The 26,960-nt window shown below is 66.0% G+C and carries 25 protein-coding genes; 15 read left to right on the top strand and 10 right to left on the bottom strand.

Features of this window, described 5'->3' with window-relative positions; all coding sequences use genetic code 11:
- Positions 1 to 4: 4 nt before the first annotated feature.
- A complete protein-coding gene (locus tag ACFFJ6_RS18400) occupies positions 5 to 736 on the bottom strand; it encodes a glutathione S-transferase N-terminal domain-containing protein (protein WP_378390473.1) in 732 nt (243 codons plus the stop codon).
- 138 nt (positions 737 to 874) lie between these two features.
- Here ACFFJ6_RS18400 and ACFFJ6_RS18395 point away from each other — a divergent pair, with 138 nt between their 5' ends.
- Positions 875 to 1,897, top strand: coding sequence for a methionine synthase (locus ACFFJ6_RS18395; protein WP_378390471.1), 1,023 nt, complete (start codon positions 875 to 877; stop codon positions 1,895 to 1,897).
- Between the two features lie 244 nt (positions 1,898 to 2,141).
- On the opposite strand, the gene ACFFJ6_RS18390 is transcribed toward ACFFJ6_RS18395, so the two are convergent.
- From ACFFJ6_RS18390 to ACFFJ6_RS18375, 4 genes are read right to left on the bottom strand one after another with little or no spacing between them, the layout of a single operon-like run.
- Positions 2,142 to 2,828: a hypothetical protein gene (locus tag ACFFJ6_RS18390; RefSeq protein ID WP_378392191.1), complete on the bottom strand. Its 687-nt coding sequence runs from the start codon at positions 2,826 to 2,828 to the stop codon at positions 2,142 to 2,144.
- Positions 2,829 to 2,854: 26 nt separating this feature from the next.
- Positions 2,855 to 3,373: a xanthine phosphoribosyltransferase gene (gpt, locus tag ACFFJ6_RS18385; RefSeq protein ID WP_378390469.1), complete on the bottom strand. Its 519-nt coding sequence runs from the start codon at positions 3,371 to 3,373 to the stop codon at positions 2,855 to 2,857.
- Positions 3,346 to 3,798, bottom strand: a complete 453-nt coding sequence (locus tag ACFFJ6_RS18380; RefSeq protein WP_378390467.1) for a PaaI family thioesterase — start codon at positions 3,796 to 3,798, stop codon at positions 3,346 to 3,348. Before ACFFJ6_RS18380 ends, gpt begins: the two co-directional genes overlap by 28 nt.
- 27 nt (positions 3,799 to 3,825) lie before the next feature.
- Complete coding sequence (locus ACFFJ6_RS18375; RefSeq protein ID WP_378390465.1) at positions 3,826 to 4,569, bottom strand: competence/damage-inducible protein A; 744 nt, start codon at positions 4,567 to 4,569, stop codon at positions 3,826 to 3,828.
- A gap of 211 nt (positions 4,570 to 4,780) precedes the next feature.
- Between ACFFJ6_RS18375 and ACFFJ6_RS18370 the strand changes: the two genes are divergently transcribed.
- The 9 genes from ACFFJ6_RS18370 to ACFFJ6_RS18330 all read left to right on the top strand — a co-directional run bounded on the left by ACFFJ6_RS18370 (position 4,781) and on the right by ACFFJ6_RS18330 (position 13,439).
- On the top strand, positions 4,781 to 6,199 hold the full coding sequence (locus ACFFJ6_RS18370; RefSeq protein ID WP_378390463.1) for a circularly permuted type 2 ATP-grasp protein: 1,419 nt from the start codon (positions 4,781 to 4,783) through the stop codon (positions 6,197 to 6,199).
- A 170-nt stretch (positions 6,200 to 6,369) separates the two neighbouring features.
- Entirely contained in the window at positions 6,370 to 7,314 is a 945-nt protein-coding gene (locus tag ACFFJ6_RS18365; protein WP_378390461.1) for an alpha-E domain-containing protein, read from the top strand.
- A gap of 143 nt (positions 7,315 to 7,457) precedes the next feature.
- A complete protein-coding gene (locus ACFFJ6_RS18360; protein ID WP_378390459.1) occupies positions 7,458 to 8,297 on the top strand; it encodes a transglutaminase family protein in 840 nt (279 codons plus the stop codon).
- A gap of 174 nt (positions 8,298 to 8,471) precedes the next feature.
- Positions 8,472 to 9,218: a proteasome-type protease gene (locus ACFFJ6_RS18355; protein ID WP_378390457.1), complete on the top strand. Its 747-nt coding sequence runs from the start codon at positions 8,472 to 8,474 to the stop codon at positions 9,216 to 9,218.
- 194 nt (positions 9,219 to 9,412) lie between these two features.
- Positions 9,413 to 9,952 (top strand): GNAT family N-acetyltransferase, encoded by a 540-nt coding sequence (locus ACFFJ6_RS18350; protein ID WP_378390455.1) that lies wholly within the window; start codon positions 9,413 to 9,415, stop codon positions 9,950 to 9,952.
- Between the two features lie 239 nt (positions 9,953 to 10,191).
- On the top strand, positions 10,192 to 11,373 hold the full coding sequence (locus ACFFJ6_RS18345) for a GNAT family N-acetyltransferase (protein ID WP_378390453.1): 1,182 nt from the start codon (positions 10,192 to 10,194) through the stop codon (positions 11,371 to 11,373).
- 82 nt (positions 11,374 to 11,455) lie between these two features.
- Positions 11,456 to 12,208, top strand: a complete 753-nt coding sequence (locus ACFFJ6_RS18340) for an SDR family oxidoreductase (RefSeq protein WP_378390451.1) — start codon at positions 11,456 to 11,458, stop codon at positions 12,206 to 12,208.
- Positions 12,209 to 12,368: 160 nt separating this feature from the next.
- A complete protein-coding gene (locus ACFFJ6_RS18335; RefSeq protein WP_378390449.1) occupies positions 12,369 to 12,710 on the top strand; it encodes a hypothetical protein in 342 nt (113 codons plus the stop codon).
- A 339-nt stretch (positions 12,711 to 13,049) separates the two neighbouring features.
- Positions 13,050 to 13,439: a protease inhibitor I42 family protein gene (locus tag ACFFJ6_RS18330; RefSeq protein ID WP_378390447.1), complete on the top strand. Its 390-nt coding sequence runs from the start codon at positions 13,050 to 13,052 to the stop codon at positions 13,437 to 13,439.
- A gap of 243 nt (positions 13,440 to 13,682) precedes the next feature.
- Here ACFFJ6_RS18330 and ACFFJ6_RS18325 read toward each other — a convergent pair whose 3' ends face one another.
- The 3 genes from ACFFJ6_RS18325 to ACFFJ6_RS18315 all read right to left on the bottom strand — a co-directional run bounded on the left by ACFFJ6_RS18325 (position 13,683) and on the right by ACFFJ6_RS18315 (position 16,570).
- A complete protein-coding gene (locus tag ACFFJ6_RS18325) occupies positions 13,683 to 14,183 on the bottom strand; it encodes a cupin domain-containing protein (RefSeq protein WP_378390445.1) in 501 nt (166 codons plus the stop codon).
- Entirely contained in the window at positions 14,173 to 15,276 is a 1,104-nt protein-coding gene (locus tag ACFFJ6_RS18320; protein ID WP_378390443.1) for a RuBisCO large subunit C-terminal-like domain-containing protein, read from the bottom strand. The genes ACFFJ6_RS18325 and ACFFJ6_RS18320 overlap by 11 nt, the downstream gene beginning before the upstream one ends.
- A 76-nt stretch (positions 15,277 to 15,352) precedes the next feature.
- Entirely contained in the window at positions 15,353 to 16,570 is a 1,218-nt protein-coding gene (locus ACFFJ6_RS18315) for an MFS transporter (RefSeq protein ID WP_378390441.1), read from the bottom strand.
- 216 nt (positions 16,571 to 16,786) lie between these two features.
- Here ACFFJ6_RS18315 and ACFFJ6_RS18310 point away from each other — a divergent pair, with 216 nt between their 5' ends.
- Together ACFFJ6_RS18310 and ACFFJ6_RS18305 are read left to right on the top strand one after the other, a co-directional pair.
- Complete coding sequence (locus ACFFJ6_RS18310; protein ID WP_378390439.1) at positions 16,787 to 18,037, top strand: NupC/NupG family nucleoside CNT transporter; 1,251 nt, start codon at positions 16,787 to 16,789, stop codon at positions 18,035 to 18,037.
- A gap of 245 nt (positions 18,038 to 18,282) precedes the next feature.
- Positions 18,283 to 20,022, top strand: a complete 1,740-nt coding sequence (locus ACFFJ6_RS18305; RefSeq protein WP_378390437.1) for a hypothetical protein — start codon at positions 18,283 to 18,285, stop codon at positions 20,020 to 20,022.
- Between the two features lie 195 nt (positions 20,023 to 20,217).
- Here the strand turns inward: ACFFJ6_RS18305 and ACFFJ6_RS18300 are convergent, their stop codons facing one another.
- The gene (locus ACFFJ6_RS18300) at positions 20,218 to 20,502 is read right to left on the bottom strand and encodes an usg protein (RefSeq protein WP_378390435.1); all 285 of its coding nucleotides are present in this window, start codon (positions 20,500 to 20,502) and stop codon (positions 20,218 to 20,220) included.
- A 436-nt stretch (positions 20,503 to 20,938) separates the two neighbouring features.
- Between ACFFJ6_RS18300 and ACFFJ6_RS18295 the strand changes: the two genes are divergently transcribed.
- The 3 genes from ACFFJ6_RS18295 to ACFFJ6_RS18285 all read left to right on the top strand — a co-directional run bounded on the left by ACFFJ6_RS18295 (position 20,939) and on the right by ACFFJ6_RS18285 (position 24,078).
- Positions 20,939 to 21,253, top strand: coding sequence for a co-chaperone GroES (locus ACFFJ6_RS18295; protein WP_119857170.1), 315 nt, complete (start codon positions 20,939 to 20,941; stop codon positions 21,251 to 21,253).
- Between the two features lie 164 nt (positions 21,254 to 21,417).
- Positions 21,418 to 23,058, top strand: a complete 1,641-nt coding sequence (groL, locus tag ACFFJ6_RS18290) for a chaperonin GroEL (RefSeq protein WP_378390432.1) — start codon at positions 21,418 to 21,420, stop codon at positions 23,056 to 23,058.
- A gap of 333 nt (positions 23,059 to 23,391) precedes the next feature.
- A complete protein-coding gene (locus ACFFJ6_RS18285) occupies positions 23,392 to 24,078 on the top strand; it encodes a UPF0149 family protein (RefSeq protein WP_378390430.1) in 687 nt (228 codons plus the stop codon).
- 57 nt (positions 24,079 to 24,135) lie between these two features.
- Here ACFFJ6_RS18285 and ACFFJ6_RS18280 read toward each other — a convergent pair whose 3' ends face one another.
- Positions 24,136 to 26,895: an autotransporter outer membrane beta-barrel domain-containing protein gene (locus tag ACFFJ6_RS18280; protein ID WP_378390428.1), complete on the bottom strand. Its 2,760-nt coding sequence runs from the start codon at positions 26,893 to 26,895 to the stop codon at positions 24,136 to 24,138.
- Between the last annotated feature and the right edge of the window lie 65 nt (positions 26,896 to 26,960).

Below are 26,960 nucleotides of genomic sequence, written 5' to 3'. Positions count from 1 at the left end.
GCCCTCACTGCTGCTGCACGCCCTGCGCATCGGCGGCGGCGCCCGCTTCCGCATGCGCCGGCTTGTCGACGCCGAACAGCAGTTTGCGCGCTTGCTCGTCCATCGGCTTGCGGTCTTCCTTGCCGAGCGCGAGGCCGGCCTGCAGCTTGGGGCGCTCGCGCAGCAGCGCGTACCAGCGCTTCACGTTGGGAAATTCGTCGAGCGAAATGCCCTGCGCCTTGTGGGTCATGATCCAGGGGAAGCACGCCATGTCGGCGATCGAATAGTCGCCGGCGATGGCGTCGCGGCCGGCGAGCTGCGCGTCGAGCACGCCGTACAGCCGCTTCGCCTCGCGGGTGTAGCGATCGATCGCGTACGGGATCTTCTCCGGCGCGTAGAGCAGGAAGTGGCCGTTCTGGCCGAGCATCGGCCCGAGCCCGGCCATCTGCCACATCACCCACTGCATCACCTCGAACCGCGGCCGGGTCGCGGCCGGCATGAACTTGCCGGTCTTCTCCGCCAGATAGATCAGGATCGCGCCGCTCTCGAAGATGCCGAGCGGTCCGCCGCCGTCCGCCGGCGCGTGATCGACGATTGCCGGCATCCGGCCGTTCGGGTTGAGCTTGAGAAACTCCGGCTTGTGCTGGTCGCCGCGGCCGAGCTGCATCGGCACCACCTTGTACGGCAGGCCGCATTCCTCCAGCATGATCGAGATCTTCCAGCCGTTCGGGGTCGGCGCGTAAAACAGCTCGATCATGCGGGCTCCTCGGGTCCTCTTGACGGGTTTGCGCCGATCCTAGCCCGGCTGTGGCGGGCTTGTCACCTCGGTCGCGCGCGGCTGTACGGCGAGGCGCGGACATGGCAGACAGAGCGCCCCTCAAGCCCGGAGTGACCGATGCTGTTTCCAACCACGATCGCCGGCTCGTTGCCGAAGCCCGAATGGCTCGCCGAGCCCAACAAGCTGTGGGCGCCGTGGAAATCCAGCGGCGAGGAACTCGCCCGCGCCAAGCGCGACGCGACGATTCTCGCGCTGAAGCTGCAGGAAGATTACGGCGTCGACATCGTCACCGAAGGCGAGCAGGCGCGGCAGCATTTCGTCCACGGCTTCCTCGAGGCGGTCGAAGGCATCGACTTCGCCCACAAGGTCGAGATGGGCATCCGCAACGATCGCTACAAAGCAATGGTGCCGCAGGTGGTCGCGCCGCTGCGGCTGAAGGGCCGGGTGCACGGCTTCGAGGGCCAGATCGCGCGGGCGCATACCACTCACAAGATCAAGTTCACCCTGCCCGGCCCGATGACCATCATCGACACGATCGCGGACCGTTACTACGGCGACCGCGTCAAGATGGCGTTCGCCTTCGCCGAGCTCTTGAACGAGGAAGCCAAGGCGCTCGAAGCCGACGGCATCGACATGATCCAGTTCGACGAGCCGGCGTTCAACGTCTACATGAGCGAGGCCGCCGACTGGGGCGTCAAGGCGCTGGAGTGCGCCGCGCAGGGCCTCAATTGCGCCACCGCCGTGCACATCTGCTACGGCTACGGCATCAAGGCCAACACCGACTGGAAAGAGACACTCGGCGATCAGTGGCGGCAATACGAGGACATCTTCCCGGCGATCGACGCCAGTTCGATCCAGCAGGTCGCGGTCGAGTGCCGCAACTCGAAGGTGCCGCTGGAACTGCTGTCGCTGCTGAAGGGCAAGATCGTCCAGGCCGGCGTCATCGACGTCGCCAGCGACGAGGTCGAAACCGCCGAGGACGTCTGCGCCACCATCGAGGCGGTGATGAAGTACGTGCCGAAGAGCAACATCGTCGCGACGACGAATTGCGGCATGGCCCCGATGCGCCGCGATATTGCCGAAGCCAAGCTGGCCGCGCTCGGCGCCGGCGCGGAGCTGGCGCGGGAGCGGTTCAAGTAAGCGGGGCAGCGCTGGCGCGGCGGCGGTTTAAGTAAAAAGTCAACAAGGCCGGCGTCCCTCGGTCGCCGGCCTCTCTTTCGTCACCAACCTCTCCCCGTCATTCCGGGGCGCGCGCAGCGCGAACCCGGAATCCATACTCCCTGGACGATGGTGTTAGTGCGTGACGCCGCGCCGCTGTGCTTCTTTACGAGCACAGGGGTTATGGATTCCGGGCTCGCGCTGCGCGCGCCCCGGAATGACGGGGTTAGGTGGTGCCCGCGGTCTGATGCAGCACGGGTTGATAGCCGGCGCTGAGCGCTCGCAGCGTCGAGGGCGGTGTGAGCAGGCGTAGCGTCGTCGATGCTCGCTCGATGTCCCTGCTGTCGACCGGCTGATAACCATCGAATGACCAACGCAGTCGGCGGCCGCCCGTGATCAAGTAACATGTCGCGTGATGCCATGCCACACCTTGCGTGACCGCCGTTGAAGGTGCGCCGTCGTTGCCCGCCGCCACCATCGCGCTATCCGGCAACGCGCTCACCTCACACGGCAGCGGATGCAGCCGCTTGGCTTTGCCGTCGAGCCGCTCGCGATGCAGCACTGCATCGATCGCTTTCGCGCTCACGCGTGCGAAACCGTTGCCCCTCGCCCACGCCGCGGCGAAGCGGGTCGCGTCGTCGCGGCGGCAGTAGTAGCAGGGCCGATGCCCGGCCGCGAGCGCGGTGGCTTCGTCGAGGAAGAACAGCTCGGTCCAGCTCCGCGCCGCCATCACGGCGCGGCGGCGGCCGCGGAAGTCGCAGACGCAGGTGATCCACGCCGGATTCGACCAGCGCCGGTTCAGCAGCGTCTTCGTCGCTGGATCATGAATGATGCCGCGATTGCCGGTGAACATCCCACGCGCCGCTACCGCGACGATGGCACCGAACGGCGTGACGCGGTTCTGCAGTGGCATGATCACTTCCCAGCGTCCTTGCCCCGCTACGCCGCCCCGTCTTTCAGCGGCGGTTGGAAGGTCAATCCGGTGTCCCACGGGAAGAAGATCCAGGTGTCCTGCGAGACTTCGGTGATGAAGGTGTCGACCAGCGGCTTGCCCTTGGGCTTGGCGTAGACCGTGGCGAAATGGGCGTCGGGCAGCAGGTCGCGCACCATGCGGCCGGTCTTGCCGGTGTCGACCAGGTCGTCGACGATCAACAGCCCCTTGCCGGTGCCGCCGCCGAGCGCGGCGGTCTGCTCGGAGACGCCCTTCAGCACCTGCAGCTCGCCCTGCTTGTCGTGGGCGTAGCTGGCGACGCAGATGGTGTCGATCACCCGCAGGCCGAGCTCGCGGGCCACGATGGCAGCCGGCACCAGGCCGCCGCGCGTGATGGCGATCACCGCGTGAAACGGCCCGACCTCGTTCAGCCGCCAGGTCAGCGCGCGGCAGTCGCGGTGGAATTGGTCCCACGAGACCGGAAACGGCCGCTGCCCTGCTACGCCGGCTTCTGTCCCGCCGCCCATGTGTCTGCTCCTATCCTGCGAATCACCGCGGTCGCGATGCCGGTGGCGACCACCCGCTCGTCCTGCAGCAGTTCGCCGCTGAGCTGGCAGACTTCCCGGCCCCGCAATAGCACGCGGCCAATGCCTTTCAACGACCCGACCTTGGCCGGACGGTGGAATTGCACGGCAAGATTGACGGTCGGGGCGAATTCCCCGGCATCGAGGGTGGCGACCAGCGCGGGACCCATGGTGTCGTCCAGCATCGCGGCCAGGAAGCCGCCCTGGACATGGCCGGCGAGATTGAGAAACGCCGGCGTCGCCTCGAAGGTGACTTCGATGCAGCCGGCGGGATCCACCCGCCCGAACGTCATGCCGAGCGTCCTGGCGCAAGGCGGCGGCGGCATCCGGCCGTCCGCAATCTTCCAGAACACCGAGTCCCTGTCCATCGCCCCCTCCCGGGTTGCGCTGGCGGCTTAGTTGTTCTTGTTGTTGTGCAGCTCCGCCAGCATCTGTTTCACCGCAGTCATCGCCTGCTGGAGCTTGTCCGGATCGCGGGACCGCACCACCAGATTCGTATTCGGTTTGCGCTCCTCATCGAGGAACGGATAGCTGCCGATCATCGTGTCCGGATGCGCCGCCGCGATCGCCCGCAGCGGCCCGCCGATATCGCCCTCGCGGGCGTCGGCCTTGACCGATTCCGACAGCATCTTCACTCCGGACTTCAATTTCGGCGCGACAATGTCCATCATCGCCTGCATGATCGACGGCACGCCCGCCATCACGATGACATTGCCGATCTTGAAGCCCGGCGCGATGATCGTCGCGCTCTGGATCAGTTCGGCGCCCTCGGGGATGCGCGCCATCCGCAGTCGCGCCTCGTTGAGTTCGGCTTCCGAAAAGCGCTCGCGGAACCGCGCCACCACGTCCGGATGATAACCAATCGCAACGCCGAAGGCCTTGGCGACGCAATCCGCGGTGATGTCATCATGGGTCGGGCCGATGCCGCCGGTGGTGAAGACGTAGGTGTAGCGGCTGCGCAGCGCATCGAGGGCCTCGATGATCGCGTCCTCGTCGTCGGCCACCACGCGCACCTCGCGCAGGTCGATAGCGATGTTTGTGAGGTATTCGGCGATGAACCCGATGTTCTTGTCCTTGGTGCGGCCGGACAGGATCTCGTCGCCGATCACCAGAATACCCGCCGTGACGATGTCACTCATGACGTCCCTTGTCCCTCCCGGCCTATGGTCGGCCGCCTGATCGCGCACGCTGACACTTGAATGGGCGGCGCGCCGCCCGTTTTTCGGGCAACATCCTGAACCGATCGCAGAAATCGGTCCACTCCCTGCATATCGTGCTGGCCCGGGCCTTGCTACCATCGTGTTCCGTGCTGCACTCTCGTGCAAACAGCTTTGGAATCAATTTGGCGATATGGCAGTTGCGTTCGACGAAATGAACGGCCCGGGTGGCGAGCCTCGCCGGGCCTATGAGGAATTATCCCGCTGGCTCGCCGAAACGCCGCCCGAGGCCCTCGCCCATCGGCGCGAAGAGGCCGAGATGCTGTTCCGGCGGATCGGCATCACCTTCGCGGTCTATGGCGACGCCGAGGCCCAGGAGCGACTGATCCCGTTCGACGTGATCCCGCGCATCCTGTCCGGCACCGAATGGGCGCGGATGGAACTCGGCCTGAAGCAGCGCGTCCGCGCGCTCAACATGTTCCTGCGCGACATCTATCACGGCCGCGACATCCTCCGCGCCGACATCATCCCGCACGATCTGATCTTCCAGAATCCCGTGTTCCGGCCGGAGATGAACGGCCAGGCGGTGCCGCACGACGTTTACGTCCACATCGCCGGCATCGATCTGGTCCGCGTCGACGACGAAGACTTCTATGTGCTGGAGGACAATGCGCGGACGCCGTCCGGCGTGTCCTACATGCTGGAAAACCGCGAAGTGATGATGCGGCTATTCCCGGACCTGTTCGCCCGGCATCGCATCGCGCCGGTCGAGCGCTATCCGGACGAGCTGCTGACCGCGCTACGCTCGGTCGCTCCGACGCATTCCTCGTCGGAACCGACCGTCGCGCTGATGACGCCGGGCGTCTACAACTCGGCGTATTACGAGCACTCGTTCCTCGCCGACAAGCTCGGCATCGAGCTGGTCGAAGGCCGCGATCTCGTCGTCAAGAACGACGAGGTGTTCATGCGCACCACCGAGGGACTGAAGCGGGTCGACGTGATCTACCGCCGCGTCGACGACGACTTCCTCGATCCGCTCACCTTCCGCCCGGATTCCGCACTCGGCGTCCCCGGACTGATGTCGGCCTACCGCGCCGGCAACGTCACGCTGGCCAATGCGGTCGGCACCGGCATCGCCGACGACAAGGCGGTGTACAGCTATATGCCGGAGATCGTGAAGTTCTATCTCGGCGAGGAGCCGATCCTGAAGAACGTCCCGACCTGGCGCTGCCGCGAGCCGGCCGACCTCGCCTACGTGCTCGATCACCTCGGCGAATTGGTCGTCAAGGAAGTGCACGGTTCCGGCGGCTACGGCATGCTGATCGGCCCGGCCGCCACCAAGGCGACGATCGAAGCGTTCCGCGACAAGCTCAAGCGCGAGCCGGAAGGCTTCATCGCCCAACCGACGCTGGCGCTCTCGACCTGCCCGACCTGCACCGAAGCCGGCCTCGCCCCGCGCCACGTCGATCTGCGCCCATTCGTGCTGACCGGCCGCGACCGCGTCACCATCGTCCCCGGCGGCCTCACCCGCGTGGCGCTGAAGGAGGGCTCGCTGGTGGTCAACTCCAGCCAGGGCGGCGGCACCAAGGACACGTGGATTCTGGATGAGTAGGTCGGATCAACCAAAACCCTCGTCATTCCGAGATGCGCCCTCTTGGGCGCAGGCCCGGAATCCATACTCCCGGCGGTGGTTATGGATTCCGGGCTCGCGCTTCGCGCGCCCCGGAATGACGCCTTCTTCTTATCCTGCTTCGTCGACTACATGCTCCAGAAGACATCGCCATGCTGTCCCGCACCGCTGAAAATCTGTTCTGGCTCGCCCGTTACGTCGAACGCGCGGAGTATCTGGCGCGGACGATCGAGGCGACGCTGCGTGTCACCGCCCTGCCCAACACCTATTCGGGCCAGGGAAACGAGTGGGACTCCGCGCTGCTCACCGCCGGGGTCGCGGCCAGCTTCTACAATCACTATGACGAGGCCAACGAAGCCAACGTCGTCGAATATCTGGCATTCGCTTCGACCAACTCCTCGTCGATCCGCAATTGCATCGAGGCGGCGCGGCTGAACGCGCGCTCCGTGCGCACCGCGCTGACCGGCGAGATGTGGGCGACGATCAACAGCACCTGGATCGAACTGCAGGAGACCTGGAGCAAGGGCGCCAAGACCCGCGAACAGCTCGACGGCTTCCTGCGCTTTGTGCAGGAGGCCTCGCTGCGGTTCGACGGCTCGGCCTATCGCACCATGCTGCGCAACGACGCCTACTGGTTCTCGCGACTCGGCGTGCATCTCGAACGCGCCGACAACACCGCGCGTATCCTCGACGTCAAATATCATCTGCTGCTGCCCGAGGAGCAGCACGTCGGCGGTCCGCTCGATTACTATCAGTGGTCGTCGATCCTGCGCTCGGTGTCGGCGCAGACCGCCTATCATTGGGTGTATCGCCAGACGCTGAAGCCGTGGCTGATCGCCGATCTGCTGATCCTCAACGACAGCCTGCCGCGCTCGCTCGCCTCGTGCTATGGCGATCTCGTCCGCAATCTCGACCAGATCGGCGTCGCCTATGGTCGCCAGGGTCCGGCCCAGCGCCACGCCCGCGGCATCCGCAACCGGCTCGAGCATTCCGACATGGAAGACATCTTCCAGCGCGGTGTGCACGAATTCATCCAGGAGTTCCTGGCCGACAACAGCCGCCTCGGCGAGATCATCGCCAAGCAATATCTGATCTGAGCGCGATTTCCGGCCCGTTTTCGGCGGGCCGGCACGCGGACAAACGAAAAATCCGGGCACCCCGGCGATTCCAGCAAAGCCCCTGCCCCCGTAGCTGATATAGTCCGCGCGCTTTGCGCCGCGACGATCCGGAATGCCGACCCATGCGCCTGCGAATTTCCCACACCACGACCTATCGCTACGAGCCCGCCGCGTCGGGCGTGATCCAGGTGCTGCGGATGACGCCCGGCAGCCATGACGGCCAATACGTCGCCGACTGGCAGATCGACGTCTCGTCCGACGCCAAGCTCGACATGCATTACGACGCCTTCGGCAACATCACCCATGTGCTGACGATCGGCGCGACCGAGGATCTCACCATCACGGCCGAGGGGCTGATCGACACCACCGACACCGGCGGGGTGATGCGCGGCACCGACGAGCGGTTTCCGCCACAGCTGTTTCTGCGCTCGACCGATCTGACCGAGCCCAGCACGGCGATCGCCGCCTTCACTCGCGAGATCGGGGGCGGCGAAGGCGACGTCATCAGCTTCCTGCACGCGCTGATGATGCGGCTCAACGATCACATGACGTTCGACGACGATCCCACTCATTCGGGCACGACGGCGGCCGAAGCGTTCACGCTGCGCCGCGGCGTCTGTCAGGACTACGCGCACGTGTTCATTGCCTGCGCCCGCTCCGGCGGGGTGCCGGCGCGCTTCGTCTCCGGTCATTTCCTGCGGGCCGACGGCCAGGTGCATCAGCAGGCCGGCCATGCCTGGGCCGAAGCCTATGTGCCGGCGCTCGGATGGGTCGGGTTCGATCCAGCCAACGCCATCTGCTCGACCGACGCCCATGCCCGCATCGCGATCGGGCTCGACTATCTCGGCGCCGCGCCGGTGCGCGGCACGCGCTATGGCGGCGGCGTCGAGACGCTGACCGTCGCCGTTAAAGTCGATCAGGCCGGCGGCCGGCATTCACAATCGCAGTCCCAGTCGCAATAGCGTCATCCGACCAACATCGACGGGCGCTGCGACGACGCACCTTCGTGCACCTGCGCATAATTGCTGGGGCGCGCCGGTTTCCCCTCGGCAGTGAAATGCTCTACTCTCCCCGCGCCGGATCGCCGCGCCGCGACGCTGCCGGCTTCCCATGAGCACAAGCCTGTCGAGGATGAGATGACCTATTGCTGCGGAGTTTTGGTCCAGGACGGCCTGGTGATGGTGGCCGACACGCGGACCAATGCCGGGCTCGACAACATCTCGACCTTTCGCAAGCTGCACGTCTTCAACAAGCCGGGCGACCGCATCCTGGCGATCGCCAGCGCCGGCAATCTGTCGATCAGCCAGTCGGTGCTGTCCACGCTCAACGAAGGGCTCGAGAACCCCGAGACCGGCGAACGCGAGAAGCTGCTCGGCGCGCCGACGATGTTTCAGGCGGCGCAGCTGATCGGCCGCGCCATCCGCCACGTCAACGCCACCGAGGCACAGGCGCTCAAGGCCGAAGATATCAACTACGAGGTGTCGTTTCTGTTCGGCGGCCAGATCAAGGGCGAGCGGATGCGCCTGTTCATGATCTACCCCGCCGGCAACTTCATCGAATGCACCATCGACACGCCGTATCTGCAGATCGGCGAGCACAAATACGGCAAGCCGGTGCTCGACCGCGCGATTACTTACGACGTCGAGTTGTACGAGGCGCTGAAGACCAGCCTGATCTCGATGGACTCGACGATGCGCTCCAATCTCGGCGTCGGCCTGCCGATCGACGTGCTGGTGGTGCGCACCGACGTCTGCGACGCCGACCTCAACCACCGCATCGAGGCCGGCGAGCCGTATTTCCACGACCTCCGCTCGCGCTGGTCCGCAGCGCTGCGCGCCGCCCACAAGAACATCCCACGGCCGCCCTACAAGGATGCGAAGTAAACCCGCCGCGATGGCACGATCCCCGTTATTCCGGGGCGCGCGTAGCGCGAACCCGGAATCCATAGTCCCTGGACTCTCGTGGAGATGACACTCTTGACCGCGGTGCTCCCCCGCATCCGTCAGGGGATATGGACTCCGGGTCTGCGCCCTGCGGGCGCATCCCGGAATGACGAGCGCGGGGGCATGGGTCGGCCATGACGACCACCGCAGCTCTCTGGCGCGCGATGACCACCGCCGATCTTCCCGCCGTCAACGCCATCGCCGCCGCGGTCCATGTCGACTACCCGGAAGACGCCGCCGTGTTCGACGAACGGCTCGCGTTGCATCCGCAAGGCTGCCACGTGCTCGGCGAGACTGACAGTGGCGACACGGGGATCACCGGCTACATCATCAGTCACCCCTGGCGCCTCGGCGAGCCGCCGGCGCTGAACGCGCTGCTCGGCACCATCCCCTCGCCGGCTTCGACCTACTACGTCCACGACATCGCACTGCTGCCGCAGGCGCGCGGCAGCGGCGCGACGGCCGCCGTGCTGACGATCCTGCTGCGTCACGCCGCGGCGATCAGCGACAACGTCTCGCTGGTCGCAGTTGGCGGAACCGTGCCGTTCTGGCGCCGCCACGGGTTTGTTCCAAGACAGACCACGGCCCTCGCCCACAAGCTCGCAAGCTATGGCACCGACGCGAGCTACATGGTCCGCCCGCTGGTCGATGGCGCGATCGCCGCCCGCGGCTGAGCGGCGCAGCGCCTGATCGCAGCTGCCGCGCTGAAGAGTCGCAGAGCCGAGAACCTCATCGCGATTCCGAAGTTGTCAGAACGCTGCCATTGCGTCGCAACTCGACGCACTAGCAGTTAACTCTGTCTGCTGTTCCAGCCCTTCCGGAAATTCAAACGCCACTCCCTGAATGTTAAGTTGCCGACGGCGCGCTCCGCGCGCCCGGCTTGCATCGCTGACCGAAAGACGAAGGACGAGAAATGACGAGCAAGCCCGGCGCTCCAGGAGCGCACGGCGAACGCCTGGAGATCGTGCGGACGAGCGAACGCCTGCAGCAGATCGGCGACGCCTGGGAGACGCTGTGGGAGCACGCGGGTGCTCTGGTTTTTCAAAGCCATGGCTGGGTGGCGGCGTGGTGGCACGCCGTTCCGGATCCTGAGCGACGCGCGCTGGCCATCGTGCTCGCGTGGCGCGGCGACACGCTCGACGCGGCGCTGCCGCTCGCGACCTGCCGGCAGCACGGCGTTCGCGTGCTCGAATGGGCCGCAAAGGACTATTCGGATTATTGCGACGTCCTGCTGCGTCCCGGCGTCGATCCGGCTGTCGTCGCGCGGATGTGGGACTATGTGACGGCGGACGGCGGCTTCGACGCCGCCTATCTCGGCCATCTGCTGCCGACCGCAACCGCGGCTGCGCTCACCCACCGCGCGAGTGGTCTCACGCTGCATCCGCACCATCGGCAGGCCACGAGCCTGCGCGTCGTCGGCCCGTGGACGAGCGGCCAGGCCTGGTTCGACTCGCAATCCGGCAATGCGCGGCGGAACTATCGCCGTGCCCTGAAAAATCTCTCCGAAGGCGCAAGCGTCGAATTCCGTCGCCTCGGGCCCGACGAGCCGCTCGGCCCGGCGCTGAACCGCTGCGCCGAGCTGAAGCGCGCCTGGTGCGCGCGCAATGGTCTGGTGGCGCCGCTGTTCGACGAAGGCTCGCCGATGCTGCAGGCTCTGGCGCAAGTGCTCGCCGACAAGCAACTGCTCCACGTGTTCGTGCTCGAACGGGACGGCGTGATCGTCGCCATCACCATCAATTTCGTGCAGCACGACACGATGATGGCCTATGTGACGACCTACGACGCCACTTTCGAGCGCAGTTCGCCCGGCTACATCCTGCTGTTCGATTACATTCGGTGGGCAGTCGATCACGGCGCCACCAGCATCGATTTTCTCTGCGGCGACGAAGACTACAAGTATCGCTTCGCCAACCAGCAGGTGACGCTGGCCTCCTTCGTCGGCGGTCGCACCCTGCTGGGCAAGGCGGCGCTGCAATCCGACCGCGCCTGGCACGCCATTCAGACCTATCGCAGCCGGGCGCAGCAGAAGTCGTCCAGGACCGCGCCCCCCTCAGAGGATCAAAGGGCCGGCGCAGAAGCCGTCTCGGACCGCTGATCGCATCGGCTTGTTGCGCGGCCGCACAGCCTTTACCATCCGCGCCACATCGTAACGACAGAACAAGTCCGGGGAGACGTCCATGTCCACCACCAAGATCGCAATCGTCACCGGCGCAGGCACCGGCGTCGGCCGCGCCGCCTCGCTGGCGTTGATGCAGGCCGGCTTCACCGTGGTGCTCGCCGGCCGCCGGCTCGAACTGCTGCAGGAAACGCAGAAGCTCGGCGAAGCGATCGGACAAAGCCTTCCGGTCCAGGCTGACATGGCCGACCCGGCCTCGATCGCCGCACTGTTCGACAAGACGGTCGCGACCTACGGCCAGCTCGATCTCCTCTTCAACAACGCCGGCATGGGCGCGCCGCCGGTGCCATTCGAGGATCTGTCGCTGCAGCAGTGGCAGACCGTGGTCGACACCAACCTCACCGCGCCGTTTCTGTGCACGCAGCACGCCTTCCGCATCATGAAGGATCAGACCCCGCGCGGCGGCCGCATCATCAACAACGGCTCGATCTCGGCGCACGCGCCGCGGCCGTTCTCCGCCGCCTACACCTCGACGAAGCACGCCATCACCGGCCTCACCAAGTCCAGCAATCTCGACGGCCGTGCCTACGACATCGCGGTCGGCCAGATCGACATCGGCAACGCGGCGACGCCGATGACCGACCGCATGGTGCAGGGCGTGCTGCAGCCCGACGGTCGCACCATCGCCGAACCGCGGATGGACGCGAAAGCCGTCGGCGATGCAGTCGCCTACATGGCCGGCCTGCCGCTCGACGCCAACGTGTTGTTCATGACGGTGATGGCCACAAAGATGCCGTTCGTTGGCCGCGGCTGAGCGTGCGAATCGTGCGGATGTTCTGATCACTCCGCGCTCGCAACCGACACTGGTAGTAATCGACAGACTCGCCCCGGTTTGTACCGAGGCGAGGAAAAATTCGATTGCTCTGCGCTGTGTCGTGCGGAAGATGAGCGCGCCTCATCGCCGGAGACCCATCATGAGCGCCTGCAACGAACCCCACCACGCCAACCACGATCACAAGCACGGCCCGAGCTGCGGCCACACCGCCGTGAAGCATGACGGACACGTCGATTATCTGCACGACGGTCATCTGCATCATATGCACGGCGATCACGTCGACGAACACCGCATCGCGGTGGACGGTACCAACCCGGCCCAATGCACTCCCGATACCGTTTGCGCCGGCCACACCCACGGCCCCGGCTGTGGTCACGAGGCGGTGCCGCACGGCGATCACGTCGATTATCTTGTCAACGGCCGGCTGCATCATCCGCACGGTGCCCACTGCGACGACCACGGTCCGCTCGACCTCGCTTGAGGCACGGACGTCCCGCCGCACAGCCGCGCGGCCGGCCACCGCCGGCCGTGCGGACCCTCAAGCCGTCACGCATTCTTCTGCGTAGTGCGTGCCCAATCCTCGCCGGATGCGCACGATCCCAGTTGCCGCCGCCCCAGCTCATAGTCGTCCCAAGATCCGACCGCGATCGGCTGTGTTGCGCGAAACGTGGCCGGCTCGCCCGCGCGGGGAGCGATCAGATTCGACTCAAATCGACGCTCGCCTAGAAAGAGAATCTCCCCACCGTCCACAACTCACAATTCCAGAGCGATCATTGATCAGCTAAACTATTCGTGTTCGTGAATGCTCATGGAGACTACCATGCAATTACTTTCCAATCGCAAGTCTACATGCCTCGGACTCACCGCCCTCACCGCAGTTGCGCTGCTCGCAGCGCCGGCTCTTGCCGGTGATCAATTGAAACTTCGGGTCGGTCACGTCGTGCTGACGGAGAATCCCTCGACCGGATACATCTGGAAGTACAACCCCGATGCCAGCAAGCATCCGGAGCTGTTCAACGTCGCTGACGGCGGCTCCATCCCCAGTGGTGGCCCTCCGGGCTCCCCCGGGAAGCACGTCTTCAAGATTCTGCCGGTCGCCTCCGGTCAAGCTACGGCGGTGTTCGACTATCTGCGGCCGTGGGAGCCGGGAGCGCCGGCGAACCGCTACGCGGTCCAGATCGCCATCAGCGCCCAGCAGGTCGGAAAGTAACTTTCCGCGGGCCGGAGATCTCGGTGACCGCTGCCGCAAGGAGGAGCGGCGCGATCGTCCAATCCCGCTTGTCAACCGGCGGATTCACCCGTCACAAGTCGAGAGGCAAGCGCGGCGCGAGGCGCCGCGCTTGCCTGGACCTGACGATGGCTCTTGGCTCGCGGCAAAAGCTCATGCTTGCGAGCGGCCGCCGCCTGGGCCGCGCAGAATGCCGCGCCCCACGGCATCGAGACACCATCGCAACTACGCGGGCTCTGCTCCGATGCGAATGAATCTTGCGACCTCGGGGTCGCGGCGCAATGCGGCGAGATCGTCCGGCTGCGGCATCTGCGGCCGGTCACGCGCCGCATTCACCACGCAGAGGAAACCAAGATAGTCATCGCGATTGGCGCGGAATTGATGCCATGTCATCGGCGGGATGAAGACGAGGTCGCCTGCCGCAACGTCGCTGATCGCTGAGCCGACCAGGCACTGCCCCTTGCCGCGGTGGATCATCACCGCATGGACGTGCTCGTGCCGCTCCAGCGTCGAGTAGCCGCCCTCGTCGACCTCGAAGTAACGCCACTCGCAGGCGAGGTTCGAATCGGCGAACAGCACCTGCCGTGTCACATCTCGAAACGGCGCGTCCGCGCTCTGCTTGTAGGGCATCACCGCCACACCGTCCCAACGGCCTGGCGCAGTCTGCGCACGCACGCCGGGACGCTCGCCCGGCGGCGGCTGCGACGTCGGTTGGTTATTTGCCATTCTGAGCGACCTCCGCCGTGAACAGCGCCGCCTGTTCGGTCAGCCGCTCGCCGGCCGCGAGCAGGCTGCCGCCGATCAGCAGCATCACGTCTTCACCATAGAACGACAACAGCTCGGCGACGCGATCGATCGTGACGCCGCCGGCCGGCACCGGAAGGCACGGCTTCAGTCCGCCCCATTCGCCCCGCGCAGCCCGCGCCAGCCCCCGGCACGTTTCCGGCGTAGAGGCGAAACGGCCGCCGGCGTGCGGAAACACGGTCGCGTCGGCGCCGAGCAGCCGAAACAGCTTACCGAGCAGCAGCGGCGGTGCAATCCGAGCCGCGCCGGACATCGCCGGATGCGCCAGCACCACCAATCCCTCCGCCTCCCGCACCAGCGCTTGGAAATTCGCAAGACCGACGATCATCGGAATCAGCATCAGCGCCTCGATGCCTTCGGCCCGCAGCAGATCGAGCTGCCGCCGCATGTCGTCCAACGTGCCGGATACGTGCGGCGCATACAGCGTTCGACGTCCGCTCGCCGCATTGGCGTCGCGCACCGCGCGACCGACCGCTCCGACACGTTGGGCGAACGGGCTGTAGACTTGATCTGCGAGACCGTGGTCGTCCTTGATCAGATCGACGCCGCCGCGCGCCAGCCGACCGGCGATGGTCGCCAGTGCGTCGGGCGACAGTCCCTGCGGCTTCAGCGCCGACGCCGCCAGCGCCCGGCCGTGCGCGCCGGTCATCGCGCGAATCCCCGTGATGCCGAGCCGCGGGCCGCCGAAGGCCTCGCTATAGGATCGCGGCAGCTCGGCATCGACCAGTTCGACATCCGGCTGGATCGAGGCATTGCCGAACAGCATATTGAGAAGTTGCCCCGGCTCCGCCGGCGCGGTCGCAGCGGCGAGCGCGATCCGCACAGCGTAGCGGCTCTCTGCGACCTGCTCGATCTGCACGACCCGGCCGAGAATGGCGTCGCGTACCCATGGGTCACCGATCGCATCCAGCGGGCATTCGACGCTTTGCTCGATGGCCAGCGCCAGCGCGCGATCCGAAATCCGCGCCGCGTCGCTGTTCACATGATAGGTCGCAATGATGTGCCGGTCGGTCATCCGCTCGTGCCGCTGCCCGGCGCCCCGCGCCGCGTCGGCCTGTGTAGCACAACCGTCATGTCAGCGCGGTGATGGCCTATTCCAGCCGCTCGATCTTGCGCAGCGACGGGAACAGCTTCATCCACAGCAGCGCCACCGCCACGGTGCCGACACCGCCCAGCACGGCGGCCGGCATCGCGCCGAACAGCGCCGCGGTGACGCCGCTCTCGAACTGGCCGAGCTGGTTGGAGGCGTTGATGAACAGGAAGTTCACCGCGCCGACCCGGCCGCGCATGTTGTCCGGCGTGGCGAGCTGCACCAGAGAGAACCGGATCACGACACTGACCGTGTCGGCCGCGCCCATGATCACCAGCGCCGCCACTGACAGCCACAGCCACCACGACAGAGCGAACACGATGGTGGCGATGCCGAACACGATCACGGCCTGGAACATCCGCAGGCCGACGCGGCTGGTGATGGCGTGGCGCGCCAGCAGAACCGTCATCGCCAGCGCCCCGATCGCCGGTGCGGCGCGCAGCACGCCGAGGCCCCACGGTCCGGTGTGCAGGATGTCGCGCGCATAGATCGGCAGCAGCGCGGTGGCGCCGCCGAGCAGCACCGCGAACAGGTCGAGCGAGATGGTGCCGAGGATCGCCGGGTTGGAGCGGACGAAGCGCAGGCCGGAGTAGAGATCGTCGACCTCCGACGTCTCGACCTTGGGCGCGGCGCGCGCGACCTGGACCAGCGGGATCAGCAGGCTGCCGGCGAGCCAGAACGCCGCCATGATGGCGTAAGGCAGCGTCGGCGACACCGCATAGGCAAATCCGCCGATCGCCGGGCCGGTGATCATCGCCAGTTGCGCGACGCCGGTGGAGGTCGCGGTCGCGCGCTGCAGCGTCCCCTCGGGCACGACGGAGGGCAGCAGCGCCGCCACCGCCGGGCTTTCGAACGAGGTGGCGATGCCGACCACCGTCATCGCCACGAAGATCTGCGTCACGGTCAGCCAGCCGCCGAACGTACCGACGGCGAGGAACAGCGCGGTCAGTCCTTCGGCGATCTGGCAGAGCTGCACCACGCGCTTGCGATCGAAATGATCGACCGCATGGCCGGCCACGAACACGAGCACCGCGGTGGGGATGAACTGCACCAGCCCGATCATGCCGAGCGCGAAGGCGCTCGAGGTCATGTCGTAGACCTGCCAGCCCACCGCGACGGCAGCGATCTGGCTGGCGAAGCGCGAAAACGTCCGCGCCCCGAGATACAGCATCAACGGGCGATGCCGCAGCAGCGAGTCGGAAGCGGCGAGCGTGCTCATGGAGTCGCGCGACCGGACGCGCGGGGCCGAGGCTGGATCATTGGCCATGCCATGACGCGCACAGCGCGTAGCGTCAAGCAGCGTACCGGCACGTCTGCCCCGCATCGCGTGCGGAGCCGGCGTGCCGCCGCGGCGTGCGCACAAAGTCGGTACGGACTGCTCCGCATCCAGGCTGGCCTCAGTGCGCCGCATCGGCATAATGCGCGCGGGGGAATGATGCTGCAACTTCAATCAGGCTTTGGAATTTTCGCGCTGCTGATGCTCGCCTGGGCGTTCGGCGAACATCGCGACCGCGTCTCGCTGCGCCAGATCGTGCTCGGCCTAGCGGTGACGCTCGCCACCGCGGCGCTGATGCTGAAATTGCCCGGCGCGGCGCATGCCTTCGGGGTGATCAACGAGGCGGTCGGGGTGATCGGCGCGGCGACGCGGGCCGGCACCTCGTTCGCGTTCGGCTATCTCGGCGGCGCGCAGGTGCCGTTCGACATCAAGGCGCCCGGCGCCGATTTCATCCTGGCCTTCCAGGCGCTGCCCGTCGTGCTGGTGATGAGCGTCCTGACGACGCTGCTGTTCTATTGGAAGATCCTGCCGCCGGTCGTACACGGCATGTCGTGGATTCTGGAGCGTACGCTCGGCGTCGGCGGCGCGGTCGGGCTCTCGACGGCCGCCAATGTGTTTCTCGGCATGGTCGAGGCGCCGCTGTTCATCCGGCCGTATCTGGCGCAGCTCACCCGCAGCGAATTGTTTCTGGTGATGACCGGCGGCATGGCCGGCATCGCCGGCACGGTGCTGGTGCTGTACGCCACCCTGCTCGCGCCGATCCTGCCCGACGCCGCCGCGCATTTCGTCATCGCCTCGGTGCTCGGCGCGCCCGCAGCGATCCTGGTCAGCCTGATCATGGTGCCAGAGACGGAGTCGCGCAGCACCGGGGGCGCGCTCGACGATCCGCAGCGGATCGCGGTCAGCACCATGGACGCGATCGTCAAGGGCACCGCCGCCGGCCTCGAACTGCTGCTCAACATCGTCGCGATGCTGATCGTGCTGGTGGCGCTGGTCTATCTCGCCAACGCCATCCTCGGCGTGCTGCCGAATATCGGCGGCGAACCGATTTCACTGCAGCGGATGCTCGGCTATGCGATGGCGCCGATATGCTGGCTGCTCGGACTGCCGTGGCAACAGGCCGTCACCGCCGGCTCGCTGATGGGCATCAAGACCGTGCTCAACGAGCTGATCGCCTATGTCGAACTGTCGAAGCTGCCGACCGATGCGCTCGATCCGCGCTCCAAGCTGATCATGCTGTATGCGATGTGCGGCTTCGCCAATTTCGGCAGCCTCGGCATCATGCTCGGCGGCCTCACCGCTATGGCGCCGCAGCGCCGCGAGGAGATCGCCGCGCTCGGCCTCCGCTCGATCGTATCGGGCACGCTCACCACCTGCCTGATGGGCGCGGTGGTCGGAGTGATGACGTAATCCCAACAATTACCCGCGCCGCGTGTAGCGACGTCCATCGGTCCGCAGCGGAAACATCGCGACACGGCTCGGCCTTCGTATCGCCGAGCTCCCGCGTATTCTGGGTGATACGTAACGCCTGGACCGCCGCCGACTAGCAAGAGACCAGTCGTCACATACCAGGTCTCGGCGGCGCGGTGCGACCCGTTGGCTTTTGCAAGCCGCACCGCTAAGAAGCGCGGACCCCGAACAGAGACATTGCAGAAGTGACGACCATCAGCGACGTGTTGCAGGCCTCGCCCGCGCCGATCTCTCTGCGCGACCGCGCGCTGTCCTTGTCTCCGTCTGCACTGATCGCCGCCGCGATCGCCTGGGCGGTCGGCGCCGGCATTGCCTTCCGCTCGGCGCTACTCTCCGGCTTCGACGTCGTGTTCGGCAACAATGGCGACGGACGGCTGATCGTGTATCTGCACGAGCACCTGTACGAAGCCCTGCGCGGTCGTGCGGAGTTTCTGTCACCGCCGTTCTTTTATCCGCAGAAACAAATACTCGGCTACACGGACGCCTTCCTGCTGGACGCGCTGCCTTACGCGGCGCTGCGCAGTCTCGGCATCGATCCGTTTCTCGCGCTGCAGCTCCTGGCGATCATCCTGTCGTTCTGCTGCTTCGCGTCCGTCACGATCATCGGCCGGCGCTATCTCAGTCTGCATGCCGCGCTCGCGATCTGCGCCGGTCTGCTGATCACCTTTCCCAACAATCTGATGTTCAAGACGGCCAACGCGCATCCGAATTTCTTCGCGCTGTACTACGTCCCGATGCTCGTGCTGCTGGCGCTGTGGGCCGTCGAGGATTTTCCGCGGCCGACGCACTGGTCGCAGATCCGCGCCGCCTGCTTCGGGCTGCTCTACGGATTGCTGTTCTCCACGTCGTTCTACGTGGCCTGGCTGTTCGCCATTACGGTGGCGATCGCGATCGGCACGCTGATTGTGCTGCTGCCGGCACCGTGCCTCGCCTTCGTCCGGACCAATGTCGGTGCGTTGGCGCGGCTGTGCGTCCCTGCGCTGCTCGGCCTGATCGTCGGTCTGATCCCGGTCTGGCTGATCTATCAGCCGGTGCTGCGCGCCACGGCCGGACGTTCGTTCCGCGACTATCTCGGCTTCGCGCCGTTTCCGAAAGACCTACCGAATGTCGGCGACCAGAACCTGCTCTGGGGCTGGCTGATCGACGGCATCGGGCTTCCGTCGACCGGGGACCACATGCTGTCGGTGACGCCGGGAATGACCCTGATCACCCTGCTGCTGGTGTACTGGACCAACAAGGGGCGCATGGCCGACCACCGGCCCTGGCCGGTGATGTATGGCATCGTCTGTGCGGCGGTCTGGGCGGTGTCCTGGTTGCTGACCTTCCGGATCGGCAGCTTCAGCCCGTTCTGGCTTCTGTATCATTTGGTGCCCGGGGCCGCGGCGATCCGCGTCGGTGGACGGATCCAGTTGCTCACCAGTCTCTGGGTGGTCACGGCGCTGGCGGTGCTTCTGCAACACGCATGGCCTGCCGCGATCTCGCGGCGCTCGGCCGCCCGCCTCGCTGCGACGACGCTGATCGTGGCGTTCTGCCTGCTCGAACAGGTCAATCTGCGCGACGGCTCGCTGCCGCGCCGCGCGGAGCTGGAACGACTCGCCGCGGTGGCGCCTCCCCCGCCGGACTGCGAAGTGTTTCTGGTCGACGCCCGGGACGACCAGGGCTACGGCGTTCGCGAGTTCGATGCGATGTGGATCTCGATGCGAGTCGGCCTGCCGACGCTCAACGGCAATTCCGGCTGGTCGCCGCCCGGCTGGCAGCTCGCCGATCCCGACACGGACTACGATGCCGCCGCCAAGCGCTGGATCGAGCAAACCCACATCACCAAGCACGTGTGCCGCTATCAACGCGACGCGCGTGCCTGGTCCGACTTCGAGCCCAAGACGAACCCGGCCCTGCAGCCAACGGCGGAGGCGGGAACGCCTTAAGACTGACAGGAAACGTATCGGCAGATATTCGATCGTTTCGACCAGCTTCAGCACGGCTGCATAGGCCCATCGGCCGCTGCGCGGCTTCGGCGTCCAGCGCAGACAGCTTGAAGGCTGACTGCCTGCCGCCATCTGCGTGCCTCCGTCACGCGTTCGATGTTTTCCATCAAGGCGCGTGACGGAGAGATTGCGGGCTCAATGCAAGCGGAATACGCCGTCCACGGCGCGCAGCTCGGCCGGTTTGATCAGCTTGGAATGCGCGACCGTGACCGAGAACAGCGGGCCTTCCAGCTCCTTCTCCCAGAACGCCAGAAAGTCCTTCAGGGCGGGAAAGTGCGGAAACAGATCGTAATTCTGCCACGTGTAGCTTTGCAGCAGCCAGTGGCGATCGGGCCGGCGGTAGAGAATCTCCGCCGTGGTCAGACCGTAGCCGAGCACCTGTTTCCTGAAGTCTTCAGAAACTGCACCTTTTCCGTCCATGCCAACCTCCTGGGGTAGAGCGCATTCAGCAAAAGTGGTGTCCGGCTTGCGGGTCGATGTGCTCTACGGCCTGTCCTGACTGCCCGCCCGGTCCGGTTCTCCACTTCGCCGGCGGGGCTGCCTCGAATGTGACGCGACGATGTAACTGATCTCAAGCCTAAAAGTTTAACGTTGTGTTGAAAACACGAGCGTTAGCAGCGACTTAGCCTGACTGCTAACAGCCAGCGAAGCTGTTCAGGGCGACGGCTCGGTCGCCCCTGTTAATCCTGGTCAGCGGAACTGGCAGAAGTTTCACCCGAGTGCCAATTTTTCTGCTACCCACCCTTGTCTCTCCGAAATCGCTGGATTATCTCCTCGGTGTCGCGCTGGCACTCATTGGGCGCGACTGCTAATTCCAGAAATTCTGAAAACTCTTCAGAAACTTAGGAGGACTTGCATGAATTTCCGTCCGCTTCACGACCGCGTCGTGGTCAAGCGCATCGACGCCGAAGAGAAGACCGCTGGCGGTATCATCATTCCTGACTCGGCCAAGGAAAAGCCCTCGCAGGGCGAGATCGTCGCCGTCGGCCCGGGTGGCCGCGACGAAGCCGGCAAGCTGATCCCGATCGACCTCAAGGTCGGCGACCGGGTACTGTTCGGCAAATGGTCGGGCACCGAAGTCAAGATCGACGGCAAAGAGCTGCTGATCATGAAGGAAAGCGACATCATGGGCGTCATCACTGACGTCGGCGCCAAGAAGAAGGCGGCCTAAGGCCTCGCCTCGCCCTCACCCTGAGGCGCCGGCGCAGCCGGCATCTCGAAGGGTGAGCATCGTCCACGTTCATCGCCTCACCCTTCGAGACGCCGCCCTCGCCCCTCGGGTTCGGTCGGCTCCTCGGGATGAGGACAAACGATCAAACCCAAGGGAAACCTCTTATGTCCGCTAAAGAAGTCAAATTCGGCGTCGACGCCCGCGACCGCATGCTGCGCGGCGTGGACATTCTCGCCAATGCCGTGAAGGTCACGCTGGGTCCGAAGGGCCGCAACGTCGTCCTCGACAAGTCGTTCGGCGCGCCGCGCATCACCAAGGACGGCGTCACCGTCGCCAAGGACATCGAGCTCGACGACAAGTTCGAGAACATGGGCGCCCAGATGGTGCGCGAAGTGGCCTCGAAGTCGGCCGACGCCGCCGGTGACGGCACCACCACCGCGACCGTGCTGGCCCAGGCGATCGTCCGCGAAGGCGCCAAGGCGGTTGCCGCCGGCATGAACCCGATGGATCTGAAGCGCGGCATCGACCTCGCGGTGGAAGCCGTCGTCGCTGACCTCGTCAAGAACTCCAAGAAGGTCACCTCGAACGACGAGATCGCCCAGGTCGGCACCATCTCGGCCAATGGCGACGCGGAGATCGGCAAGTTCCTCGCCGACGCGATGAAGAAGGTCGGCAACGAGGGTGTCATCACCGTCGAGGAAGCCAAGTCGCTCGAGACCGAACTCGACGTCGTCGAGGGCATGCAGTTCGACCGCGGCTACATCTCGCCCTACTTCGTCACCAACGCCGACAAGATGCGCGTTGAAATGGATGACGCCTACATCCTGATCAACGAGAAGAAGCTGTCGAGCCTCAACGAGCTGCTGCCGCTGCTCGAAGCCGTGGTGCAGACCGGCAAGCCGCTGCTGATCGTTGCCGAAGACGTCGAAGGCGAAGCGCTCGCCACCCTCGTCGTCAACCGCCTGCGTGGCGGCCTCAAGGTCGCGGCCGTCAAGGCTCCGGGCTTCGGCGATCGCCGCAAGGCCATGCTGCAGGACATCGCGATCCTGACCGGCGGCCAGGCGATCTCGGAAGACCTCGGCATCAAGCTCGAAAACGTCACCCTGCAGATGCTGGGTCGCGCCAAGAAGGTGATGATCGACAAGGAAAACACCACGATCGTCAACGGCGCCGGCAAGAAGCCGGACATCGAGGCCCGCGTCGCGCAGATCAAGGCGCAGATCGAGGAAACCACCTCGGACTACGACCGCGAGAAGCTGCAGGAGCGTCTGGCCAAGCTCGCCGGCGGCGTCGCGGTGATCCGCGTCGGCGGCGCGACCGAGGTCGAGGTGAAGGAGCGCAAGGATCGCGTTGATGACGCGATGCACGCCACCCGCGCCGCGGTCGAAGAAGGCATCGTCCCGGGCGGCGGCGTCGCGCTGCTGCGCGCCTCCGAGCAGCTCAAGGGCCTGCGCACCAAGAACGACGACCAGAAGACCGGCGTCGAGATCGTGCGCCGCGCCCTCTCCGCACCGGCCCGCCAGATCGCCATCAACGCCGGTGAAGACGGCTCGGTGATCGTCGGCAAGGTGCTCGAGAAGGAGCAGTACAACTGGGGCTTCGACTCGCAGAGCGGCGAGTACGGCGACCTGGTCAAGAAGGGCATCATCGACCCGACCAAGGTGGTCCGCACCGCGATCCAGAACGCCGCGTCGGTCGCAGCGCTCCTGATCACCACCGAAGCGATGATCGCCGAGCTGCCGAAGAAGAACCAGGGCGGCCCCGCCATGCCCCCGGGCGGCGGCATGGGCGGCATGGACTTCTAAGTCCAACTACCCTCGCAAGGACAACGAAGCCCGGCGGAAACGCCGGGCTTTTTTGTTGGGTTGCCCCACTCAATCCCTCTCGCTCGTCATTCCGGGGCGCGCGACGCGCGAACCCGGAATCCATACGCCCGCGACTCGCGGTGACGCACGGCGGTTGCAACGCCGGCTCTCGATCATAGAGTCCAGTGGTTATGGATTCCGGGTTCGCGAGCTGACGCTCGCGCCCCGGAATGACATGGAGAGGGCAACGCAACAGATCTGCCTCTCTGATTGCGCTCAGATCCGATTGGGCTACAGGATGCCACGTTGCCCTCGCAAAGACCGGACCATCGCATGCCCGAACTCCCTCCTCACCTCGCACAGCTCGAAGACGAGCTCGACGCTCTCGGGCCCGACGCCATGCTGGTGGAAGAGCTCGACGGCTTCGTTGCCGGGCTGCTGGTCTGCCCTGAGCAGATCAAGCCCGGCGACTGGCTGCCGGCCGTCTGGAATGGCGACGACGAGTCGTCTCCGTTCACCGATCTCGCACACGCCAATCGCGTGTTTGCGCTGATCATGGCGCACTACAATTCGGTCGCCGCGACGCTGTTCGAGCGGCCCGAGCGCTACCATCCGCTGCTGCCGGTCGATACGGAAAGCGGCGATGTCGTCTGGGAGGTCTGGGTCGACGGCTTCGCGGCGGCGGTCTCGCTGCGCCCGCAGGCCTGGCAATGCCTGCAGGATGCCGACAAAGCAACGGTGGAAGCGCTCGAGGGGCTGGTCGGACTGGTCGAAATCTCGGCGGACGGCTCGGAGACTCCGCAGAACGATCTCGAAGCGATCGGGGCTGAGGCGTCCGAGCAAATCGCCGGCTGGATCCGCGCGCTGAACACATGGCGGCTCGCCAACGATCCAGGTCCACGCCACATCGAATGGGGCGCACCGCCGCCGGCCTCTGCGAAGCGTGGCAAAGTGGGCCGCAACGAGCCTTGCCCCTGCGGCTCGGGCAAGAAGTACAAACGCTGCTGCGGAATGAACTGAGCGTTGTCGCGCTGCGATCGCCGGATGATGATCTCGTCCGGCGACCGCGGCGTTAGCTCAGAACGTCACGCGCAGATTGGCGCGGACGCCCTGGTCGCAGATGCTGTTGCCGACCTGACCCGAGTAGTTGACGCTGATCGCCGCGGTCGGCGTCAGCGCGGAGCCGAGGCCCGCTTCGAACACGGCCACGTCCTGCGCCAGCGGCACGCCCGACACCGTGAAGGCGCTGCTACCCGCGAACGCGTTGGTCGCGGTCGGGGTGACGTGGTTCAGCGTATGGCGCCAGCCCACCATGCCGTTCGCAGTCAGAGCCACCGCGCCGACTTCGAACGTACCCTTCGCCCGCAGACCGAGCGTGGTGAAGGTGGCGTCGATCGTGTCGCTCGCGCTGGTCAGCGCCGCGGCGCCGCCCTTTTCGACGAAGCCCGACGAATTCAGATTCACATAGGCAACGCCGGCGAACGGCTGCAGCGCGGCGCGGCCGAGTTCGATGTTGTAGCCGACATCACCGTAGACCTGCGTGGTGCGCGCATTGTAATCGGCGACCAGCCGATCGGCGAAGCCCGCGAGCGCCACATTTCGGCTCGACGTCAGATCGTGCCAGGCGTGATTGACGCCCAAGCTGAGCGCGACCGCGTTCCAGTTGCCGCCGCCATAGGCGCCGATGCTGTAGGTGTCGCCCGACACCGACCCGCGGCCGCCGTCGAGGCTGATGCTGGTGTAACCGTGACCGCCGACCACGCCGAGCCGCAGCGCGTTGAAGACTTCACCATCGGCGCCGAACAAAATGCCACCGGTGTTACGACGGACGCCGGTCGCGTTGCCGTCCCCATCGGCCTTGGCCCATGAGCCGTAGCCGCGCGTCCACACCGACGTATCAGGACCGCTCCGAACGGACAGCAACTGCTGCGTTGTCGCCTCGCGCACGAAGCGGCTGTCGTCGAGCAGCGCCGTCTTGGCCGAGGCGTAGGCCTCGCCGGAAACCTGATCGAACGCCGCGCGCGCCGCACCGTCCGTCGACGACATCGCCACCGCCGAGCGCAGGCTGTTGCTGCTGGCCAAACTTTGCAACCGGCTCGCCGCGGCGCGCTGATTAGTCGTCCCCGCCGCGTCCGTGAAGCCGCGGGTCTGCGCGGCGCTGACATAGACGTGTGTCGGATCGGAGCTGGCGACCAGCATGTAGAAGGTCGACACGAAGGTGTCGCCGGTCAGGGTGTAGCCGCCGCTGACGCCACCGGTCGCGCTCAGTACGGTGTAGCGTGCGTCGAGCGCGTAGGGCCCGGCGCCGTAGCGCGAGACGTTGAGGATCGCGCCGTTGTCGATCGTCGCCGTGCCGCCGACTGCGACGCGGTCCGACACCGTACTGCCCGGCACTAGTTCGGCCTGATAGATCGATCCCGACGCCTGATGATAATTGCCCGACACCGTGAGCGTGCCGGGGCTGTTGCCGGGTGCGATCGTCGAACCGGCCTGGGCGTCGACGCTGCCCACTGTGCCCGAGCCCGACAGCACGGCGCCGTTCTGCACCGTCATGGTCGCGGCGATCACGCCGGACATCGTCAGGATGCCACCGGTCACGTCCACCGTGCCGGTGAAGCGGGACGAGTCGCCGGTCAGAATGGTCGTACCGGCGATCGCCTTGATCGCGCCGGAGCCGACGATGTCGGAGGCCAGCGTGTAGTTCGACGAGGTGTGATTGAACACGAGCTGGCCGAGGCCGTCGCCGAACACGATGCGCGGCGCCGTGATCTTGCCCGGAGCAGCGGCGACTGAGCCGCTGGCCGCGCCGACGGCGAGCACGCCCTGCCCGTCCGACGCGTAGCCGATGCGGACTTCGTTATCGGCGCGGATCTCGCCGCCGTTCGACACCACGACGGTGCCGGAGCCGTTATACCCGACGTAGAAATTGCCGAGAATGCCCTGCGCCGGATTGGCCTTGGCCCACAACCGCGAGCCGCTGCCGCTGAGGTTGATCTGGCCCTGCGAGTGCGGATCCATGCCGGCGCCCACAGTGCCCGACGTCACGACCGCCCCATCGGTGACGTTCAGGACGCCGTTGCCGTTCATCGGATCAACGTCACGAACGCCGTTCTGGCCGCCGACATAGATGCGCTGATCGGTATCGACCACTGTACCTTTGCCGGCGATCGTCATGGTGGTGAGATCGCTGCCGCCCGGACCGACATAGATGCCGCTGGCGTAGAGATATGCGCCGTTCAAGACGTTGATGGTGCCGCCACCCGGGCTCATCCAGGCCCCGGCGTTCCAGTTGGTCGGATCGCCGATCTCGACATGCGTGCCGGCATCCTTGATGGTGATCTCGGCGCCGGCGCCCGTGTAGATGCCGGTGTCGCGAATGTAGGCCGTCGCGCCGTTGGAAATGGTCAGGCTGCCGGTCGAGCCGGCGGTGCGGGCGATATCGACGCCGCCCGTGTTGGTCCACACGGTCTGCGGGCCGGTCACGACCAGCGAGCCCTGCCCGCCACTGCCGGGTTCCCAGCTTCCGGTCGACAGCGCGAGCCGTCGGGTGGTGAGCGAGGCGCCATTCGACACGCTGATGCTGCCGACGCCGCCGCCACGACCGACGCTGACTTCGCCGGTGTCGGTCCAGGCTGCCCCCGCGCCGCTCAACGTCACGCTGCCGGCATGGCCGGTGCCATCACCGAGCGTCGCGTTCGCGCTCGATATGCTGCCGCCGACGCAGGAGATGCCGGTGGTCGTGCCCGTGATGGCGCAGGTGGCGCTGGCGGGCGAGCCCCCGAAAACGCCGGCCAGCAGTGGCACGAGCGATGTGCTGAGCAGAAGATGTCTGTTCATGACATGGCCTTTTCGAACTTCGTAGTTGAGGCATGAAGCCGTCATCGCCGCCTCGGCCTGATCAG

The sequence above is a fragment of the Rhodopseudomonas telluris genome (genome assembly GCF_042432815.1).
GTDB classification, from domain to species: domain Bacteria; phylum Pseudomonadota; class Alphaproteobacteria; order Rhizobiales; family Xanthobacteraceae; genus Rhodopseudomonas; species Rhodopseudomonas telluris.
This window is presented reverse-complemented; position numbering and strand designations above follow the sequence as displayed.

What these genes read in the sequence shown, in the direction of transcription:
- ACFFJ6_RS18315 (WP_378390441.1), bottom strand. Translation starts at nt 16,570, where the DNA reads ATGAGCACGCTCGCCGCTTCCGACTCGCTGCTGCGGCATCGCCCGTTG.
- ACFFJ6_RS18350 (WP_378390455.1), top strand. Translation starts at nt 9,413, where the DNA reads ATGACGACCACCGCAGCTCTCTGGCGCGCGATGACCACCGCCGATCTT.
- ACFFJ6_RS18300 (WP_378390435.1), bottom strand. Translation starts at nt 20,502, where the DNA reads ATGGACGGAAAAGGTGCAGTTTCTGAAGACTTCAGGAAACAGGTGCTC.
- ACFFJ6_RS18380 (WP_378390467.1), bottom strand. Translation starts at nt 3,798, where the DNA reads ATGGACAGGGACTCGGTGTTCTGGAAGATTGCGGACGGCCGGATGCCG.
- ACFFJ6_RS18335 (WP_378390449.1), top strand. Translation starts at nt 12,369, where the DNA reads ATGAGCGCCTGCAACGAACCCCACCACGCCAACCACGATCACAAGCAC.
- ACFFJ6_RS18355 (WP_378390457.1), top strand. Translation starts at nt 8,472, where the DNA reads ATGACCTATTGCTGCGGAGTTTTGGTCCAGGACGGCCTGGTGATGGTG.
- ACFFJ6_RS18340 (WP_378390451.1), top strand. Translation starts at nt 11,456, where the DNA reads ATGTCCACCACCAAGATCGCAATCGTCACCGGCGCAGGCACCGGCGTC.
- ACFFJ6_RS18370 (WP_378390463.1), top strand. Translation starts at nt 4,781, where the DNA reads ATGGCAGTTGCGTTCGACGAAATGAACGGCCCGGGTGGCGAGCCTCGC.
- gpt (WP_378390469.1), bottom strand. Translation starts at nt 3,373, where the DNA reads ATGGGCGGCGGGACAGAAGCCGGCGTAGCAGGGCAGCGGCCGTTTCCG.
- ACFFJ6_RS18375 (WP_378390465.1), bottom strand. Translation starts at nt 4,569, where the DNA reads ATGAGTGACATCGTCACGGCGGGTATTCTGGTGATCGGCGACGAGATC.
- ACFFJ6_RS18320 (WP_378390443.1), bottom strand. Translation starts at nt 15,276, where the DNA reads ATGACCGACCGGCACATCATTGCGACCTATCATGTGAACAGCGACGCG.
- ACFFJ6_RS18295 (WP_119857170.1), top strand. Translation starts at nt 20,939, where the DNA reads ATGAATTTCCGTCCGCTTCACGACCGCGTCGTGGTCAAGCGCATCGAC.
- ACFFJ6_RS18330 (WP_378390447.1), top strand. Translation starts at nt 13,050, where the DNA reads ATGCAATTACTTTCCAATCGCAAGTCTACATGCCTCGGACTCACCGCC.
- ACFFJ6_RS18395 (WP_378390471.1), top strand. Translation starts at nt 875, where the DNA reads ATGCTGTTTCCAACCACGATCGCCGGCTCGTTGCCGAAGCCCGAATGG.
- ACFFJ6_RS18390 (WP_378392191.1), bottom strand. Translation starts at nt 2,828, where the DNA reads ATGCCACTGCAGAACCGCGTCACGCCGTTCGGTGCCATCGTCGCGGTA.
- ACFFJ6_RS18285 (WP_378390430.1), top strand. Translation starts at nt 23,392, where the DNA reads ATGCCCGAACTCCCTCCTCACCTCGCACAGCTCGAAGACGAGCTCGAC.
- ACFFJ6_RS18310 (WP_378390439.1), top strand. Translation starts at nt 16,787, where the DNA reads ATGCTGCAACTTCAATCAGGCTTTGGAATTTTCGCGCTGCTGATGCTC.
- ACFFJ6_RS18365 (WP_378390461.1), top strand. Translation starts at nt 6,370, where the DNA reads ATGCTGTCCCGCACCGCTGAAAATCTGTTCTGGCTCGCCCGTTACGTC.
- ACFFJ6_RS18360 (WP_378390459.1), top strand. Translation starts at nt 7,458, where the DNA reads ATGCGCCTGCGAATTTCCCACACCACGACCTATCGCTACGAGCCCGCC.
- ACFFJ6_RS18280 (WP_378390428.1), bottom strand. Translation starts at nt 26,895, where the DNA reads ATGAACAGACATCTTCTGCTCAGCACATCGCTCGTGCCACTGCTGGCC.
- ACFFJ6_RS18345 (WP_378390453.1), top strand. Translation starts at nt 10,192, where the DNA reads ATGACGAGCAAGCCCGGCGCTCCAGGAGCGCACGGCGAACGCCTGGAG.
- ACFFJ6_RS18400 (WP_378390473.1), bottom strand. Translation starts at nt 736, where the DNA reads ATGATCGAGCTGTTTTACGCGCCGACCCCGAACGGCTGGAAGATCTCG.
- groL (WP_378390432.1), top strand. Translation starts at nt 21,418, where the DNA reads ATGTCCGCTAAAGAAGTCAAATTCGGCGTCGACGCCCGCGACCGCATG.
- ACFFJ6_RS18325 (WP_378390445.1), bottom strand. Translation starts at nt 14,183, where the DNA reads ATGGCAAATAACCAACCGACGTCGCAGCCGCCGCCGGGCGAGCGTCCC.